This window comes from Spirillospora sp. NPDC047418, assembly GCF_040643275.1.
GTDB lineage: Bacteria > Actinomycetota > Actinomycetes > Streptosporangiales > Streptosporangiaceae > Spirillospora.
Genome location: NZ_JBEYTW010000015.1, coordinates 25,399 through 42,572, shown reverse-complemented (window position 1 = coordinate 42,572; position 17,174 = coordinate 25,399). Strand labels below are relative to the sequence as shown.

Sequence of the window (17,174 nt, the reverse complement as noted above, 5' to 3'; positions counted from 1 at the left end):
ACGGGAACGTTGTCGCGGTCAATGGCGTGTCGATGAAGGTCGGGCCGGGTGTGACCGGGCTCCTCGGCCCGAACGGCGCGGGCAAGTCGACGCTGATCCACATGATGGGCGGGTTCCTCGCACCGTCGTCGGGGAGCGTCACGCTGGACGGGGAGCCGATCTGGCGGAACCCGGGCGTCTACCGCAAGCTGGGGCTCGTCCCGGAGCGGGAGTCGGCGTACGACTTCCTCACCGGCGAGCAGTTCATCGTCGCGATGGCGAAGCTGCACAAGCTGCCCGACGCGGCCGCCGCCGCGCGCCGCGCCATCGGCCTCGTGGAGATGGAGTACGCCGCGCAGCGCCCGATCGGCAACTACTCCAAGGGCATGAAGCAGCGCATCAAGATGGCGTCGGCGCTCGTGCACGACCCGCCCGTCCTGCTGCTGGACGAGCCGTTCAACGGCATGGATCCGCGGCAGCGGCTCCAGCTCATGGACCTCATCACCCGGATGGCCGAGGAGGGGCGCACGATCCTGTTCTCCTCGCACATCCTGGAGGAGGTGGAGCGGCTCGCCAGCCATATCGAGGTGATCGTCGCGGGCCGGCACGCGGCGTCCGGCGACTTCCGCAAGATCCGCCGGCTGATGACCGACCGGCCGCACATCTTCCTCGTCCGCTCGTCCGACGACCGCCGGCTCGCGGCCTCGATCATCGCGGACGGCTCGGCCCGCAGCGTCCAGCTCACCGACAAGGGGCTGCGGATCGAGGCGGTCGACTTCCAGCGCTTTACGCTGCTGCTGCCGCAGGTCGCCCGCGACGCCGACGTGCGGCTGTGGGAGGTCTCCCCGGCGGACGAGTCCCTGGAAAGCGTCTTCTCCTACCTGGTGGCCCGATGAACCCGACGATTGCGATGATCACGTTCCGGGCGATGCTCGGGCGCAAGCGCGCGCTGCTCCTGCTGGGGCTGCCGCTGATCCTGCTGATCCTGTCGGTCGTGCTGCGCGCGGCCGGGCAGAACGACCTGGACGTCTCCGCCGACGTCATCCAGCAGTTCGGGCTCGCGACGCTGCTGCCGCTGCTCGCGCTGATCGCGGGCACCGGGGTGATCGGGCCGGAGATCGACGACGGCCAGATCATGTACGTGCTGACGAAGCCGATCCCGCGTGAGGTGATCGTGCTGACGAAGCTCGTCGTGGCGATCGTCCTGACGACGGCGTTCGCGACCGTCCCGACGCTGTTCGCCGGCCTCATCCTCACCGGGACGACGGCGCAGTTGACGCCCGCGTTCACGGTCGGCGTCCTGGTCGGCGGCGTCGCCTACAGCGCGGTGTTCGTCGCGCTCGCCGTCGCGAGCCGCAACGCGGTCACGATCGGCCTGCTGTACGCGCTGGTCTGGGAGTCGCTGCTCGGCAGCTTCGCGCCGGGCGCCAAGTCGGCGTCCATCCAGCAGTGGTGCCTGTCCGTCACGGACGCGCTGACGGACGCCTCGCCGGTCACCTCGACGGTCGACCTGCCGCTGGCGATCACGCTGCTCGTCCTGGTCACCGCCGCGGGAACGCTGCTGGCGACCTTCCGCCTCCGCTCCCTCCCCGTCGCCAGCGCCGACTAGCGCGCGAGGAGGCCGCGGTCCATGGCGACGACGACGGCGTGGGTGCGGTCGCTGACGTCCAGTTTCGCGAAGATGCGCAGGAGGTGGGTCTTGACCGTCGCCTCCGCGATGACGAGGCGCTTGCCGATCTCGGCGTTGGACAGGCCGTCGGCGACCGCCCGGAGCACGTCGATCTCCCGGGCGGTCAGCGCGGCCGGTTCGGGCCGGCGCATCCGGGCGACGAGCTTCTCCGCGACGCGCGGGGCGAGCACCGTCTCGCCCCGCGCGGCGGCGTGCAGGGCGTGGACGAGCTGGTCGCGGGTGGTGTCCTTCAGCAGGTAGCCGACGGCGCCGGCCTCGATCGCCCGCTCGATCTCGCTGTCGGTGTCGTAGGTGGTGAGGACGAGGACGCGGGTCCCGGACGGGCCGGCGACGATCTCGGCGGTGGCGGCGGTGCCGTCCAGCACGGGCATCCGCAGGTCGAGGAGCGCGACGTCGGGCCGGAGCCGCTCGGCGAGCGCGATCGCCTCGCGGCCGTCGCCCGCCTCGCCGACGATCTCGATGCCGGGCTCGGCGGCCAGCAGCGCGGCGACCCCCGCGCGCATGACCGTGTGGTCGTCCACCAGGATGATGCGCAGGTTGCCGCTCATGTCATGCCTTCAGGGGGATCATGGCGAAGACGCGGGTGCCGTCGCCGGGTGAGCTGGTGACGGTCAGCTCGCCGCCGAGTTCGGCGAGCCGCCCGCGCATGCCGGCCAGGCCGAAGCCCCGGGCCGCGCCGGCGGTGAAGCCGCGACCGTCGTCGGTGATCTCCAGTTCCACGCCGTGCGGATGCCGTTCGAGGACGATGCCGACCGTGGACGCGGCGGCGTGCTTGCGGACGTTCGCGAGCGACTCCTGGGTGCAGCGCAGCAGCGCGATCCGGGTCGTCTGGTCGCATTCGACGTCCGGGAGTTCGGCGCTGACGGTGAGCCCGGTGTCCTCGGCGAACCGGTCGAGGATGCGGCGCAGCGTCCGGGCGATGGACGCGGGTGCCACGCTGCCCTGCGACGCCGACCCGACGAGGACGCGCGCCTCGGTGAGGTTCTCCCGCGCGGTCCGCTCGATGGAGGTGAGCTGCTGCGCGCTCCGGTCCGGGTCGGTGCGCAGGCCGTTGCGCGCCGCCTCCGCGAGGACGACGATGGACGCCAGCCCCTGCGCGAGGGTGTCATGGATCTCCCGGGCGAGGCGTTCGCGCTCGTCGGCGGCCCCCTGCCGGCGCTGCGCCTCGGCGAGCCGCCGCTCGGCGTCGGCCAGGTCGGCGGCGAGGAGGCGGGCGCGTTCGTCGTGCCGCCCGACGACCCGGTGCATCCACAGCCCGAACAGCACCCCGGCCGCGTACCCGATGAGCGCGGCGACCGAGTTGCCGGACAGCGGCGGCCCGTCCGGGGCCGACCGGGCGGCGTCGCCCGCCACCGTCGCCGCGGCGGCGGCGCCGCTGAGGACGACCGCGCGCCGCGGGCTCCCCGCGAAGATCCAGAAGTGCGGGAGCGACACGATGAGCAGGGACGCGGCGCCGTCCATCGCGTAGGAGACGGCGCCGATCCCGGCGGCGAGCACGCCCAGGAACGCGGTCCGGCGGACCACGGGGTCGCCGGGAACGTTCCCGGTGAGGGGGTAGCAGAGGGCGAGCACCGACAGCAGCGCCAGCGTCGTGGACCGCGTCCCCTCGGCCTGGTCCCACACGGCGATGCCGGAGGGGACCAGCCCGAGGAGCACCCAGGCGGCGACGTACCAGCGGCGGAGTGCCCGCACCTGGGGACGCTCACCGGGGCTCGGCATCGGCATGGCGATCAGCCTACGACCTGCCGAATCCGCCCGGCGCCGCCGTCCCGCGCCGGCCGTGTGCCGCGCGCCGGCCACCAGCAGCGGTCGCCGAGCAGCAGCATCAGCGCGGGCAGCACCATGATGCGGATGACGGCGGCGTCCAGCAGCACGGCCACCGCCAGTGCGAAGCCCATCTGCTTCATCTCCATGATGTGCAGCGCGATGAAGCTGGCGAACACCGTCACCATCACGAACGCGGCGCTGGTCACCACGCTCGCCGAGCCGCCGACCCCGTCCAGGACGGCCTGCCGGGTCGGGACGCCGCGCAGTACCGCCTCCCGGATCCGGCTGATCACGAACACCTGGTAGTCCATCGACAGGCCGAACAGGATCACCAGCAGCAGCAGCGGCACGCGGGAGCCGATCGAGCCGGTGGAGGTGAAGCCGAGCAGGCCCTCCGCCCACGTCCCCTGGAACACCGCGGTCAGCAGGCCGAGTGCCGCCCCCGCCGACAGCAGGTTCAGCAGCACCCCGACCAGGCCGAGGACCACCGAGCGGAACGCCCATACCGTCATCGCGAACGTGACCAGCAGGAGGGCCCCGATGATGATCGGCAGCTTCCGCTTCTGGTGCTCGGGGTAGTCGGCGTAGCGGGCCACGTCACCGGTCACGGCGGTCTCGGCGTCCACGTGCCCGACCGCCGCCGGCACGTACTCGTCCCGGACCCGGTCCAGGGACCGCTTCGCCTCGCCGGTGCTCGGGTAGTGCGGCACCGCGAGTTCGAGCACGCTGATCCGGCCGTCCGGCGAGGTGCGCAGCTCGGACGTCCCGGCGAGCAGCGGGTCGCGCTCGGCCCGCCGCGCCAGGCCGGTCAGGGCGGCGCGCACCTCGTCCGCGTCCGCCGCGCCCGCCTTCACGACGATCTGATGGGTGGCCTTCAGCTCGGGGAACGCCGCGTTCAGCCGGTCGTACACGCGCATGGCGGGGATCTCGCGGGGATGGCTATCGCGGCCCATGTCCGTCAGGTTGAGGGTCAGCAGCGGGGTGGTCAGCGCGAGCATGGCCAGCACCGACACGGCCAGCGTCGCGGCCGGGTGCCGGCCCGTGGGGCGCAGCATCGCCCGCGTGATCCGGCCGGTGCCGGTCCGCGGCGCCTTCGGCGTCCGGCCGCGCCGGACCGCCCGCCGCTCCGCCCAGCCGCCGAGCTGCGCCAGCACTGCGGGCAGGACGGTCAGCGAGCTGACCACGGCGACCAGCGTGACGACGATCGCGGCGGTCGCGATGGAGGAGAAGATGACGTCGTCCGCCAGGTACAGCGTCGCGCTGGACACGGCGACCGCCAGGCCGGACACCACCACGGCCCGCCCGGACGTCGCCGCGGCGATCTCCACCGCCGCCCGCGCGCCGACCCGGCCGCCGGAGCGCGCCCGCTCCTCCCGCTCCCGCTTCAGGTAGAACAGCGTGTAGTCGACGCCGACGGCCATGCCGATCAGCAGGATGATGCTGGCGCCGATCCCGGCGTCCGGGAACACGTGCGAGGCGAGCATCGACAGGCCGATCGCCGCCGCGATCGAGGAGAGCGCGAGCACCACCGGAACCACGGCGACCGCGAAGGAACCGAACACCGCCAGCAGCGTGACCAGCGTGATCGGTATCGCGATCACCTCGGTGCGGGCGAGGTCGTCGCCGCGCAGCTCGCCGGTGCCCTTGCCGATGGACGGGCCGCCGGTCTCCTCCACCCGCACGTCCGGATGGGCCGCCCGCACCGCCGCCGTCTGCGCGAGCAGCGGGTCGACGTGGTCCTTGCCTTCGAGTTCGGGCCCCTTCAAGGTCACGTCGACCCGGACGGCCGTCCCGTCGGCCGAACGCACCGGCGCGGACACCGACTGGACCTCCGGGAGGGCCTTCATCCGCGCGGCGGCGTCCTGCGCCGCCGCCTCGGCCGCGGCCCCTCGTCCGGTGATCAGAACGTGCTCGACGGGCCTCTGCTGGAGCCCGCCCTCGGTGGCCATGGCCTCCGCGCGCCCGGCCTCGCCGATCCAGAAGTCCTCGGTCGTCGCGGCGTGCCCGCCGACCGAGGCCCCGACGCCGAGGCACAGCGCCACGAACAGGAACCAGGCGGCGATGCCGCGCCGGGGATGCCCGGCGCTCCACCGGGCCATGCGTACCAGGAGGTTCGTCATGCGAAAAACCCTGGCCGCCGGTCCCCTGGCCGCATGAGGCTCGACCGGTTGAACCTTCCGTCCACCGGTCGGTGGACGGCGGGGCCGGTCAGGCGGTGAGGCGGGTCAGTTCGGCGAGCGTCTCCGACGCGATGACCGGGGCGAGCTCGCCGAACGGGAGCCGCTTCCCGGAGTAGGGGCCCGTCATGAGCATGACCCGCTCGATCGTCTGCTCGGCGAACTCCTCGGGCGCGATGACACGGATGCCCGGCTCGAACGCGACCATGACGTGGGGTCCTTCCGGCGTCATGAGGTTCACCTGGCGGCGGAACCCGCCGGTCTCCTTCTCGCCCAGTTTCCAGCCGCGGGACGTCATGTCGAGGAACCTGCCGAAATGGGCGGTGCCGCCCTCGAAGCGGGTGAGGCGGCTCGCGATGCGCTCGTCGTCCACAAGGGTGTGGACGGGGCGGCCGAGCTGCGGGAACGGCTGCAGGATCTCGTAGTCGGCGACGACCTCCGCCCATGCCGCGACGGACTTCTCCCCGAGGAGGACGGGGTGCGGGAGCGTCACGCGGGCGTCCGGCGGCAGGTCGTACGCGTCGTCGTGGACGTCGGCGAGCGTGCCGTCCTCCGCGACCCGGAACGCCGTCTCGCCCGCCGACCACACCAGCCGCCGGACGATGTGCCGCATCAGCGGGTGCCCGGCGAGGAGCGGGCCGAACTCCTCGGACGACCAGGAGCGTCCGGCCACCATCGCCGCCTCCAGCCGCCTGATCTGGTCGGCGGCGGTCGCGCGGGCCTCCTTCTTCAGTCCGGCGAACCGCGCGTGGGCGGCCGGTGCGAGCGTTGCGTCGTCCTTGGCGCCCGGCTTCGGCAGCGTCTTGCGCGGCTTGCCGTCCTCGTCGGTCACGAAGGGCTTGAGCTGCTCGTCGAACCCGACGCGGAACCGGCGCCGGCCGTAGTCCAGGAGCAGCGAGCCGTCCGCGTCGAGGCCGAGGTCGGGGACGAGCCGGTCCGCGAGCTGCTCGGGGGCGAGCCCGCGCTCGCGGGCGGCGGCGTTCAGCCGGGCCTGCGCCCGCGGCCGCAGATGCTTGGCGTCGGCACCGCGGCGGGCGATGCGGTCCAGGTGGCGGAGCCCGTCGTCGGCGGGCGCGTCGATGTCCATGAGCACGTCGAGTGCCGAGAGGCCCTTGAACGTCCAGGTGTAGTAGTTGTCCCAGCGGGCCATCCGGGCGGCCAGCCGCGCGGCCGTCCCGGCGTCGCCGAGCCGCCGCAGCGCGTACTGGACGCCGGGCGCGGCCCACAGCCCGCCGCCGCGGTCGGCCGCGTAGAGCGCCCACGCGAACTCGGCGAGGGAGGCGGGGTCGCAGATCTCGATGACCTGCTCGCAGCCCGGGTACGGGTCCTTGGGCGTGGAGATCAGCAGCATTGTCACGAAATGCCGGGCGGCCGAGACCGGCAGGGCCCGCTCCCGGCCGCGCAGCAGCAGCCGGGGAAGCTGCTCGCGGACCTGCTCCTCGTCCCATTCCGGCAGCTCGCCGGGGTACTGGTCGAGCGGGTCCACGCCGAGTGCCGCGATCGCCGCGGCGGCCTCCTCGCCGTACTGCCGCGCCGCCTCCATCAGGCGGCCGGCGCCGTGCTCGCGGGCGATCAGCGCGAGACCCTGCTCGGCCTTCGTGCGCTTGGGGCCGGGCTTGCGCAGCGCCTCCGGGACGACGAACGGGGCCGCGGCCGGGCCGTGCCAGGAGAACCAGAGCCGCGCGGACTCGTCGCTCCGGCCGAGCTCGTTGATCATCAGCTGCGCGGTGGCGTCGTCCACGAACGGGACGAGGGCGTCCGCGCAGGAACCGTGCTTCCTGGCGGCGTGCAGGATCAGCCGGTGGGCGGCGAGCCCGCGCCGGGCGGCGAAGTGCCGCAGCGGGACCCGGTACGCCCACCCGGCCCAGTCGTCGTGGTAGCGCTCGTCGGCGAGGAGCTCGTCCGCCAGGTCGGCGGGGCCGTCCATGACCAGCCGGTAGTACCTGCGGCCCCGGGTCCCGCCGCGCGGGTCCTCCAGCGCGGCGCCGCTGCGGTAGTGCTCGGCGACCGCCGCCCAGTCGGTGTCGCCGGGGAGCGGCTCGTACGCCTTCTGGAAGCCGTCCGCCGCCTTCAGCCACTCCTCGCGGACCCCGGGCGGCCACGACTCGGCGGCCGGGGTCTTGGGGCGCTTCAGCCCTTTGACGACGACCGGTTCCGTGCTCCGGGGCGTCCGGCGGGTCCACGGCGGTTCGACGAGCAGGCGGGGGAGGTCGCTCTCGGCGGCGTCCTCGATGCGGGGGGCGTCGGTCATGGCTCCCGTCCGGGGGTCGTCACGATGTTGTGATCATGATGCCCTTTCCCGGAGACGGTCCGGGGCGTCAGGATTCGGGCGCACCCCCGGAGCCGTACTGGAGCAGACATGGCCAACCCTCCCTACCAGCCCTACGCGCCGTTAGCGCCCGACGTCGTCCGGCCGCCGCGCGTCGCGGCGATCGTCGCGCTCACCGCGCTCGGCGCCAACGCGCTGGTGCTCAACGTCGTCGCTGTGGTGGTGGCGGCCGGCCTGATCCGCGACGACGGGGGGCTGTCGGAGGACGCCTTCGCGGCCGTGGGCCTCCTGCAGCTGCTGCCGCTCCTGACGGCCGCCGTCGCCGTGATCGTGTGGCTGTGGCAGGCCCGCACGAACGCCGACGCCATCAACGAACTGCCCGACACGTGGGGACGGCCCTGGATCATCCTCGGCTGGATCGTGCCGATCATCAGCTTCTGGGTGCCGCGCAACATCGTTGGCGGCGTCTGGTACGCGAGCGCGCCGTCCGGCCGCTCGGCCTGGCCGGTGAACGCGTGGTGGGCGACCTGGCTCGTGTACCTGATCGGGTCGCGGGTCCTGGGCCTGCGGGACGGCGGCGGCGACGGCAGCGTCCTGTTCCCGGTCATCGCCGAGACCGGGGCCGTCGCGGCGCTGCTCGCGATGCTGGTCATCTGGCGGATCACCGACTTCCAGCAGGCGCAGGCCGTCCGGATCCGCGAGGCGATCGCCGCACCCCCGCCCGGCCCCCAGCTCGCCTGACCGACGACCTGCCCGCCCGACGCGCGGAAGCGGCGCCGGGCATCGCCCGGCGCCGCAGGTTTCAGAGCGTTCCTCTCGGCCCGCCTCCCGGCCGCGTCAGTGGGTGTACAGGTCGATGTCGAGGGCGGCGACGACCCATGCCATCGGGTTGGCCGCGACGACTCCGCCCGCGCCGCCGAAGAGCAGGCCCGTGGGATTCATGGTGTCCCAGGTGTAGATGCAGGAGCCGGAGTCCCCGCGATCGGCGAACGGCGGCCCGCCCGGGTTCTCGATGGCGATCTGGTCGGCGAAGTACGCGACTCCGTTCGGGTACTGGAACCGGTGCGAGAAGCGCGTCCCCGTGACGACTCCCTGCGTCAGCCCGGTGGTCCGGCCGGACTTCCGCACCGGCATCCCGGGCGTGGCCGCGACGATCTGGTCGCTGATGTTGAACAGCCTGACGCCCTCGTCGGTCTCGAAGCCGATCTCGGGCCTCACCCGGTCGGGCCAGCACCACGCGGTGGCGCAGTCGACGGCGTTGGCGGCGCCGGTGAAGTCGAGCGGGACGTAGTACTCCAGGAGCGCGATCTCGTCGTTCTGGCAGGTCCCGCCGTCGGTCGTCCCGGGCTGGACGACGCAGCCCCCGACCCCGGTGGTGTTCGGATTGGCGAAGACATGGGCGCAGCTCACCCCGAGCGTCCTGTTCCGGCGCTCCCCGCTCCGGCCCTTCGCCAGGCAGCCGAGCGTCCCCGAACCCACCTGGAAATGGCTCGCGGAGAAACCGCCCGGCGCCGGCCGGACGCGCGAGGTGTTCGCCAGTGGCTTGAAGACCCCGGTCGTCACGACCCGGATGGGCACGTCCGCCGCCGAGCGGGCCGCCATGCCGTCCACGATCGCGGCCCGCACGTCGTCATGGGTCGCCGGTTCGGCGATGTAGACGGTGAGGACCTGCTCGCCGCGCCCGCTCCTGATCCCGTCGCCGCTCAGCCCGATGGCCACGCCCTGCACATTGTCCGGCCCCTCGACGCCGGGTTCGGCCCCGGACGCCGCCTGCTCGGTGACGCTCCGCTGGACGGCCGCGGCGATCTCGTCCCGCGCGGCCAGCACCCGGTGCGGAACGTCGACCGGCCCGGTCGCCGGCGCGGCCGGTGCCGTGAAGCCGCGCGCCGGTCCCGCGCCGGCCAGTGCGTCGCCGGAAGGGATGGAAGAGTTCTCGTTCGGATTATTCGTGCTCATGATCAATACCTCAATTCGATAGCAGCGCGCGTCAAGGCGCGCGACCCCGGCGCGGGGTCAGGGGACGACCACGTAGACGCAGCCGGGATCACTGCCCGCGCTGAGCTTCAATGCGTTCTGCACCGCCGCCGTCACCGTGTCGGCGTGATGCGGGTCCCGCGGAATCTGCAGGCTGTCCGCCAGGCAGATCACCGCGTATGTCGCGTTCCCTCCCTTCGCGCTGATCTCCTGGCCTCGCCCGTAGGAATGGCCGGTGTTGTCGATGACATCGAACCCGAGGCCCTGGTTGTCAATGCGGACGGGATTGCGCCCGGTGGAGGAAATGATGGTGCGTCCCGCGCACCACAGGTCCGCGAAACCGATGCCGTCGGCCTGGTCGCCGATCTGCCTGCGGACGGTTCGATTGGTCTGGTCGAGCGTGCGCGGCCTGCCTTGCAGCAATTGCACCATTTACTTTCTCCTCTTCCGTGCTCTTCGGTCCCGTTAATGCCGTGTCGTGCCCGGTGGAGGTGCCCGGTGCCCCGGTGTGAAGGAACGGTGTGCGGACGGGCCGGGCAGGCCGTCCGAGGGGCACCGGGCACGTACAGAGATCAGCCGGCTCGCGCCGGTCGCGCCGTCAGCCGGTCGCGCCGGTCAGCCGCCGACCGGCATCGGCGGGGTGTTCAGCACCGCCATGGGGTCGACCGACTCGCCGTTGGCGACGTGCCAGTTGTTCCTGTCGTCCAGGACCACGGTCTTCGCCTGGACCCCGTTGTCGTAGGAGATGAGCTGGGCGTTGGTGTACTGCGCCATGTCCAGCATCTGGGCCTTCTTCAGCTGCCCGGCGATGATGTAGAACCGAGGGTGCAGGGTGCCGCGCTCCGTGAGGTTGGGCCCCGCCTCGATCACGCACGCCGGCTCCCCGTCGAGCGTGATGGCGAGCGAACTCGGCTGGACGCTGGGCGGCGGGACGGCGCCGGTGTTGCGGATCCACAGCTTGTCGTGCGCCGGGTCGGGGGCCTGGGCCACCGGCCGGAGCAGGAAATCCCCCTTCACGTAGTCGAACTCGGCGGCGCAGAGGGTCCCCGAGGTCGGATCGGCGTCGAGGGAACCGTGCGCGCTCCACTGGTAGTTCGGCAGCGCGGCGCTCGCCGACCACGCGAACCCCCACGTCATGTTCCAGGTGAACGTGTAGGTGTTCTTGGGGTGGATGACCTGGCTCAGCCACGCGGTGCTGAGGGCGCCGCCGTTGCGCGCCTCGGGCAGCTCCGCCACGATCGAGACCGTCGGGCTGCCCAGCGCGAGTTCCGAGTAGTTGGTGACCGACATCGAATAGGTGGTCATGCCTCCGCCTTTCTGAAAGGGGCGGCGATCGAGTGCCCCGATGGCACTGTCGTTTAATCGCCGCGCCCGGTCTGCCGCTCACTCGCCGTCGTTATTTCCAATGAACAGCGAATTCGCGATGCTCTTCGACCGGTCCTCACGCTACGCAGCAATGTCATTGATGAGAACCAGCGGACGGTAAAGCAATGCCCATGGCATTCGCATGCGAGTGCGCCGCCGGCCTGGTAGGACAGGGAATATTCCATTCCCTGTCATGAGGGGCGAGGGGATATCCGCGCGGTTAGTCCTTTGCTGCTCGATAACAATTCTCCGGCTGTCGAGGTTTCCAATGCTCGGCCTCCGGGGAAGGCTTGGAGCCGGCGACCGCGGTCGCTCGCGGCGACCTAATATCAGCAACCACAAGGAAGTGGACGCCTTGGACAGCACGACGACCGGTACCCCGCCGAATCCTTTGTCGGCCGGCCGGGCGGAGAAATGATCATGACCACAGAAATGATCTTGACGGCCGATGTTCCGCTGGGACGGGCGGCGGGGGCATTTCTCGTCCGGCGGGACCTGGACGCCGACACCGTCCGGTCCTACGGGCAGACGATGCGGTGGCTGCGCCGGGAGTTCGGGGACGGCACGCCGCTCACCGTGCTGACCTCCGCACGCGTCGCCGCGGCGTTCACCCCGGCCTGGGACGGATCCGCGGCCCGCACCTGGAACCGCCACCGCGCCACGCTGCGGTCGTTCACGACATGGGCCGCCCGGCGCGGGTGGACGGTCGGCGACCTGGCCGCCGGCATCGAGCGGCGGCCCGAACCCCGCGGCCGCACCCGCGTCCTCGACCGCGCGACCATCGCGGACCTGCTGGAGCGCGGCGGCGTCCCGCACCGGGAGGCGACGTTATGGCGGCTGCTGTACGAATCGGCGGCCAGCGCCGACTGGGTGCTGTCGCTCGACGTCGAGGACCTGGACCTCGCGAACGACCGCGGCCGCCTCGTCCGGGACGGCGCAGGCCGCTGGATCCGCTGGCAGGCCGGCACCACGCGCCGGCTCGGCACCCTGGTCGGCGGGCGCCGCCGCGGGCCGGTCTTCCTCGCCGACCGGCGGCCGGCCCCGGCGCGGATGCCCGCCGCGTCCGACCTGTGCCCGGTGACGGGCCGCGGCCGGCTCTCCTACGAGCGCGCGCAGTACCTCTTCAAACGGGCCACGCGGGACGTCGACCCGGCCGGGCACGGCTACACCCTGCACCAGCTGCGCCACTCCCGGCTGACCCATCTCGGCGAGGACGGGTGGACGGCCCCGATGCTCATGAGCCTGTCCGGCCACGACAGCATCCGGACCCTGACCGGCTACGCCGCCCCGGGCGCCGACTACGCCGATCCGGACGCGGAGACCGAACCGCGGCCGCCCGGCTACACCGACCCGGGCACGGTGGACGACCCGGGGCCGCTCGGATGATTGCGGATCCGCGGTCTGTCGACGTGTGCCGTACCCCGCCGCTGTGACCCGTGTTACAACGGCTGGAAGGCCGTCGATCGTCCAGACCAGGGAGTGTGCACCCATGTCAGTCATGCGAGGGTCGGTCACGCGCCGCCGGCTCCTGGCGGGGACGGGCGCGGCGGGGGCGGGGATCGCCTTCGCCGGTGCCGTCGAGCAGCTGTTCGCCGGGAGCGCCGCCGCCGCGCCCGCCGGCCGCCACGACGGGTACGGGCCGCTCGTGCCCGACCCGGACGGCCTGCTGGACCTGCCGCGCGGGTTCCGGTACACCGTCCTGTCCCGGGAGGGCGAGCCGCTGCGCTCGGGGGAGGGCGCCGTGCCGAGCCACTGCGACGGCATGGCGGCCTTCCCCGGACGCGGCCGGACGTGGCTCGTCCGCAACCACGAGAACCGCCCGGACGCCGCGCACCGTGTGCCGCCGGTCGAGGGCGTCACCTACGACCCCGGCGGTCTCGGCGGCTGCACCGCGCTGGAGGTCGACCCCGCCGGGCGCGTGCGCACCGAGCGGGTCGCCATCGCCGGGACGGCCGTCAACTGCGCCGGCGGCCCGACCCCGTGGCGCACGTGGCTGACCTGTGAGGAGACCGAGGACAGGGCCGGCACCGGGAACTACACCAAGGACCACGGGTTCATCTTCGAGGTCGACCCGTACCGGCAGGACCGGACCGTTCCCGAGCCGCTGACCGCGATGGGCCGGTTCCAGCACGAGGCGATCGCCGTCGACCCGCGCGACGGCACCGTCTACGAGACCGAGGACGCGTTCGAGAAGCCGTTCGGGCTCTTCTACCGGTTCCTGCCGGAGAAGCCGCGCGGCGGGTTCGGCAGCCTGCGGGCCGGCGGACGCCTCGAAGCGCTCCGCGTCCCCGACGTCCCCGACCTGTCGGTCATTCAAGAGCCCGGCACCGTGTTCGACCGCGTCGAGTGGAAGGAGGTGCCCGACCCTCTGGCGGAGGGGACCGCGATCCGGTTCCAGGACTTCGGGTCCGGCGGCATCACGCACGCGCAGAAGCTGGAGGGCTGCTACTGGGGCGGCGACCGCGTCTACTTCGTGTCGAGCTTCGCCAAGACGGCGGACGGCTCGCGCGCCGACCACTTCGGGCAGGTGTGGTCGTACGAGCCGCGCCACCGCCGCCTCACCCTCGTCATCGTGTTCGGGCCCGGCACCGACGTCCGCAAGCCCGGCGAGTCGCCCGACAACATCTGCCTGGCGCCGCAGGGCGGGCTGATGGTCTGCGAGGACGGCAACGGCGCGCAGCACGTGTTCGGCGTGTCCCGCCGCCGCAAGGTCTACGCGATGGCGCGCAACAGGCAGAACATCGGCACGGAGGACGAGCCCGAATGGGGCGAGTTCGCCGGCGTCACCTTCTCCCCGGACGCCCGGACGATGTTCGTCAACGTCTACACGCCCGGCACGACCTTCGCGGTGACCGGCCCCTGGCGCTGACCCCGCCCCGTCAGACGCGGTGTGCGTCAGAGGCGATGCGCCGCCGTACATGGTGCGCCGTCAGATGCGGTCCGTCGTCAGATGCGGCGGAGGCGGACGCGCTGGACGCAGTGGTCGCGGTCCTTGTGCAGGACGAGGGTGGCGCGGGCGCGGGTCGGCAGGATGTTGGAGACGAGGTTGATCTCGTTGACGTCCCGCCACACGCGCTGCGCGAACGCGGCGGTCTCGTCCTCGTCCAGCTCGTGCGCGTACTTGTGGAAGTAGGAGCGCGGGTCGGTGAACGCGGTACGGCGCAGCGCGAACAGCCGGTCGATGTACCACTGCCGGATGTCCTCGACCCGCGCGTCCACGTAGATGGAGAAGTCGAAGAAGTCGGACACGCCGAGGGTGCCGGCGGGCGGCGGCTGCAGCACGTTCAGCCCCTCGACGATCAGGATGTCGGGCCGCCGGACGGTCTGCGCCGCGTCCGGCACGATGTCGTACTCCAGGTGCGAGTACACCGGGATCGACGCCTGCGCCGCGCCCGCCTTGATCTCGGACACGAACCGGACGAGGGCGCGCCGGTCGTAGGACTCGGGGAACCCCTTGCGGTCCATGAGCCCGCGCTCGGACAGGACGGCGTTCGGGTACAGGAAGCTGTCGGTCGTCACCAGCTCCACGCTCGGGTGCTCCGGCCAGCGGGCCAGCAGCGTGCGCAGCAGCCGCGACGTCGTCGACTTGCCGACCGCGACGCTGCCCGCCACCCCGATGATGAACGGGGTGGGCGCCACCGCGCCGCCGAGGAACCCGCTGACGGTGTCGCGGAGCCGTCCGTCCCCGAGGAAGAACAGGTTGAGCAGGCGGGACAGCGGCAGGTAGACCTCCTCGACCTCGGTGATGTCGATCGGGTCCTTCAGGCCGCGCAGGGCCTGCAGCTCACCGGGCGTGAGCGGCAGCGGCGTGCTCTCCCGCAGGCCGCGCCAGGAGTCGCGGGAGAGTTCCACGTAGGGGCTCGGCACGCTGTCCCATCCGTCCGTCATGGCTGAACACTACGGGCCAGGCCCGCGGGTCACCGGGTTTTCACCGGCCGTTCACGCTAGCGGGCCGCGCCGCGCCGCCTGCGGGTAGGTCCCGGCGGGGACACCGAATAGAGTTGCCGCCATGTGCGGAATCGTGGGGTACGTAGGCGGCCGGCCGGCGCTCGACGTCGTCGTCGAGGGGCTGGCGAGGCTGGAGTACCGCGGCTACGACTCGGCCGGAGTGGCCGTGCTGGCCGACGGGAAGCTGGCGACGGCGAAGCGCGCGGGCAAGCTCGTGAACCTGCGGGGGGCGCTGGAGGAGGAGCCGCCGCCCGCCGGGACGCTCGGCATGGGGCACACCCGGTGGGCGACGCACGGCCCGCCGAACGACCGGAACGCGCACCCGCACGTCGACTGCACCGGCTCCGTCGCGGTGATCCACAACGGGATCATCGAGAACTTCGCCGAGCTGCGCGCCGAGCTGGAGGAGAGCGGGCACGGCCTCGCGTCCGACACCGACACCGAGGCCGTCGCGCACCTGCTGGAGGACGAGCTGAAGGCGGGCGGCGGCCTCGCCGACGCCATGCGCCGCGTCTGCCTGCGGCTGGAGGGCGCGTTCACGCTGGTCGCGGTGCACACCGGCAATCCCGACCTGGTCGTCGGGGCGCGCCGCAACTCGCCGCTCGTCGTCGGCACCGGGGACGGTGAGAACTTCCTCGCCAGCGACGTCGCCGCGTTCATCGCGCACACCCGGGACGCGATCGAGCTGGGCCAGGACCAGGTCGTCGAGCTGCGCGCCGAGGGCGTGACGGTCACCGACTTCGAGGGACGCCCCGCCGAGGTGAAGCACTACCACGTCGACTGGGACGTGTCCGCCGCCGAGAAGGGCGGCTACGACTACTTCATGCTCAAGGAGATCGCCGAGCAGCCGCGCGCGGTCGCCGACACGCTGCTCGGCCGGATCGGCTCCGACGGCCGGCTGCACCTGGACGAGATGCGCATCTCCGACCGGGAGCTCCGCGAGGTCGACAAGATCATCATCGTGGCGTGCGGCACGTCCTACCACGCGGGCCTGATCGCCAAGTACGCGATCGAGCACTGGGCCGGGCTGCCCTGCGAGGTGGAGCTGGCGAGCGAGTTCCGCTACCGCGACCCGATCCTGTCGCCGTCGACGCTGGTCATCGCGATCTCCCAGTCGGGCGAGACGATGGACGCGCTGATGGCCGTCCGGCACGCGCGCGAGCAGAAGGCCAAGCTGCTCGGCATCTGCAACGTCAACGGCTCCACGCTGCCGCGCGAGTGCGACGGCGTCCTCTACACGCACGCCGGGCCGGAGATCGCGGTCGCGTCCACCAAGGCGTTCCTCACGCAGCTCGTCGCCGTCTACCTCATCGCGCTGTACCTGGCGCAGGTGCGCGGCACCAAGTGGGGGGACGAGGTGTTCGCCATGGTGCAGCTCCTGGAGCGGATGCCGGAGAAGGTCGACAAGGTCCTGGAGACGATGGAGCCGGTCCGCGAGCTGGCCCGGTCGCTGGCGGGCGAGCACTGCGTGCTGTTCCTCGGCCGCCACGTGGGCTTCCCGGTCGCCCTGGAGGGCGCGCTGAAGCTCAAGGAGCTCGCCTACATGCACGCCGAGGGCTTCGCCGCCGGCGAGCTGAAGCACGGCCCGATCGCGCTCATCGAGGAGAACCTGCCGGTCGTCGTCGTGGTGCCGCCGCGCGCGCGGGACGTCCTGCACGACAAGATCGTGTCGAACATCCAGGAGATCAGGGCCCGCGGCGCCCGGACGATCGTCATCGCCGAGGAGGGCGACGAGTCGGTCGAGCCGTACGCGGACACGCTGATCCGCGTGCCGGCCGTTCCGACGCTGCTGCAACCGCTGGTGACGACCGTTCCGCTGCAGGTGTTCGCGTGCGAACTGGCCACCGCGAAGGGCCACGACGTCGACCAGCCCCGAAACCTCGCCAAATCCGTCACCGTCGAGTAAGCGAGGTCTTCCGGCGAGGAGCGGCTCCCACGAGATTGAGCAATTCTCGCGCCGTTGTGAGAATCTCAGTCCGGTGTAATTTGCAGTGCCAGTCTCGGT

At 72.2% G+C, this 17,174-nt stretch carries 14 protein-coding genes; 6 read left to right on the top strand and 8 right to left on the bottom strand.

Features of this window, described 5'->3' with window-relative positions; translation table 11 throughout:
• Window positions 1-32: 32 nt before the first annotated feature.
• Window positions 33-875, top strand: coding sequence for an ABC transporter ATP-binding protein (locus ABZ806_RS12305; RefSeq protein WP_500216957.1), 843 nt, complete (start codon window positions 33-35; stop codon window positions 873-875).
• The gene (locus tag ABZ806_RS12300) at window positions 872-1,588 is read left to right on the top strand and encodes an ABC transporter permease (RefSeq protein ID WP_500216956.1); all 717 of its coding nucleotides are present in this window, start codon (window positions 872-874) and stop codon (window positions 1,586-1,588) included. The genes ABZ806_RS12305 and ABZ806_RS12300 overlap by 4 nt, the downstream gene beginning before the upstream one ends.
• On the opposite strand, the gene ABZ806_RS12295 is transcribed toward ABZ806_RS12300, so the two are convergent.
• The 4 genes from ABZ806_RS12295 to ABZ806_RS12280 form a co-directional block, all read right to left on the bottom strand.
• The gene (locus ABZ806_RS12295) at window positions 1,585-2,217 is read right to left on the bottom strand and encodes a response regulator (RefSeq protein WP_500216955.1); all 633 of its coding nucleotides are present in this window, start codon (window positions 2,215-2,217) and stop codon (window positions 1,585-1,587) included. The genes ABZ806_RS12300 and ABZ806_RS12295 overlap by 4 nt on opposite strands.
• Before the next feature lies 1 nt (window position 2,218).
• A complete protein-coding gene (locus ABZ806_RS12290) occupies window positions 2,219-3,394 on the bottom strand; it encodes a sensor histidine kinase (RefSeq protein ID WP_500216954.1) in 1,176 nt (391 codons plus the stop codon).
• 5 nt (window positions 3,395-3,399) lie between these two features.
• Window positions 3,400-5,556, bottom strand: coding sequence for an MMPL family transporter (locus ABZ806_RS12285; RefSeq protein ID WP_500216953.1), 2,157 nt, complete (start codon window positions 5,554-5,556; stop codon window positions 3,400-3,402).
• 88 nt (window positions 5,557-5,644) lie between these two features.
• Window positions 5,645-7,864 carry a DUF4132 domain-containing protein gene (locus tag ABZ806_RS12280; protein ID WP_500216952.1) on the bottom strand — a complete coding sequence of 740 codons (2,220 nt, stop codon included), beginning with the start codon at window positions 7,862-7,864 and terminating at the stop codon, window positions 5,645-5,647.
• 108 nt (window positions 7,865-7,972) lie between these two features.
• On the opposite strand from ABZ806_RS12280, the gene ABZ806_RS12275 reads away from it, so the two are divergent.
• On the top strand, window positions 7,973-8,623 hold the full coding sequence (locus ABZ806_RS12275) for a DUF4328 domain-containing protein (protein WP_500216951.1): 651 nt from the start codon (window positions 7,973-7,975) through the stop codon (window positions 8,621-8,623).
• 96 nt (window positions 8,624-8,719) lie between these two features.
• Here ABZ806_RS12275 and ABZ806_RS12270 read toward each other — a convergent pair whose 3' ends face one another.
• The 3 genes from ABZ806_RS12270 to ABZ806_RS12260 all read right to left on the bottom strand — a co-directional run bounded on the left by ABZ806_RS12270 (window position 8,720) and on the right by ABZ806_RS12260 (window position 11,161).
• A complete protein-coding gene (locus tag ABZ806_RS12270; protein WP_500216950.1) occupies window positions 8,720-9,838 on the bottom strand; it encodes a hypothetical protein in 1,119 nt (372 codons plus the stop codon).
• 57 nt (window positions 9,839-9,895) lie between these two features.
• Window positions 9,896-10,288, bottom strand: coding sequence for a hypothetical protein (locus ABZ806_RS12265; RefSeq protein ID WP_500216949.1), 393 nt, complete (start codon window positions 10,286-10,288; stop codon window positions 9,896-9,898).
• 183 nt (window positions 10,289-10,471) lie between these two features.
• Window positions 10,472-11,161: a RhiA family protein gene (locus ABZ806_RS12260; RefSeq protein WP_500216948.1), complete on the bottom strand. Its 690-nt coding sequence runs from the start codon at window positions 11,159-11,161 to the stop codon at window positions 10,472-10,474.
• Window positions 11,162-11,641: 480 nt separating this feature from the next.
• On the opposite strand from ABZ806_RS12260, the gene ABZ806_RS12255 reads away from it, so the two are divergent.
• Together ABZ806_RS12255 and ABZ806_RS12250 are read left to right on the top strand one after the other, a co-directional pair.
• Entirely contained in the window at window positions 11,642-12,607 is a 966-nt protein-coding gene (locus tag ABZ806_RS12255; protein WP_500216947.1) for a tyrosine-type recombinase/integrase, read from the top strand.
• Window positions 12,608-12,710: 103 nt separating this feature from the next.
• Window positions 12,711-14,090, top strand: a complete 1,380-nt coding sequence (locus ABZ806_RS12250; protein ID WP_500216946.1) for an alkaline phosphatase PhoX — start codon at window positions 12,711-12,713, stop codon at window positions 14,088-14,090.
• Window positions 14,091-14,167: 77 nt separating this feature from the next.
• Here the strand turns inward: ABZ806_RS12250 and coaA are convergent, their stop codons facing one another.
• Window positions 14,168-15,109 (bottom strand): type I pantothenate kinase, encoded by a 942-nt coding sequence (coaA, locus tag ABZ806_RS12245; RefSeq protein ID WP_500216945.1) that lies wholly within the window; start codon window positions 15,107-15,109, stop codon window positions 14,168-14,170.
• A 121-nt stretch (window positions 15,110-15,230) separates the two neighbouring features.
• On the opposite strand from coaA, the gene glmS reads away from it, so the two are divergent.
• Window positions 15,231-17,075 carry a glutamine--fructose-6-phosphate transaminase (isomerizing) gene (glmS, locus tag ABZ806_RS12240; RefSeq protein WP_500216944.1) on the top strand — a complete coding sequence of 615 codons (1,845 nt, stop codon included), beginning with the start codon at window positions 15,231-15,233 and terminating at the stop codon, window positions 17,073-17,075.
• The last annotated feature ends 99 nt before the right edge of the window (window positions 17,076-17,174 follow it).